Below are 581 nucleotides of genomic sequence, written 5' to 3' on the forward strand. Positions count from 1 at the left end.
CCGGTTGGCGGTTGCGTTGATCTGTTTGACGATGTCCTCGTCGAACCCGCAGAGCATGCCCAACTCCGCGACCGATTCGGCCTCGACGCTGATCGAGCGCAGCGCATGCGGGAGAGTGCGGGCAGCCTGGGCGATAATGAACGCGTCCCTGGGGTCGGTCTTCGCATGCCCGGCATGCAGATCCGCGATTCGCCGCATAGCCAACCCCGGCAGATAGCCGACTAGGATCTCTTCCGCCTGCGCGACCGCGACCGGGAGCGCCCCAATGGTGGCCGGCTGATCCACCACGAGCAGCACCGTCCCGATATGTCTCAGACCCCGGATGATCTCCCGCAACTCATCCTCGTCGTTCGGCAGCGGCCGATCCAGCAACACACTCCCGTCGCGCCCCAAGGCGACCGCGTGATGCGCGGACTTGCCGACATCGACGCCGAGGAACACATCCACTGATTCGTGGTTCTCGATCATGACCGCTCCGTCCTCATCGACAGCGGCCTCACGGTCGTGGGTCTCGGCAGCCACGTTACGGATGGCCTCCAGCATCAGCCCGGCCGGGTCCTTATCAGCGATCACTCACGACC

The 581-nt window shown here is 64.9% G+C and carries 1 protein-coding gene; it reads right to left on the minus strand.

Annotated elements, in window-relative coordinates; translation table 11 throughout:
- A partial coding sequence (locus tag ACYVDK_RS18240) for an IS110 family transposase (RefSeq protein ID WP_460524427.1) occupies positions 1-468 on the minus strand: 468 nt, incomplete at its 3' end.
- Positions 469-581 lie beyond the last annotated feature (113 nt).

Source organism: Humibacter antri, assembly GCF_054777235.1.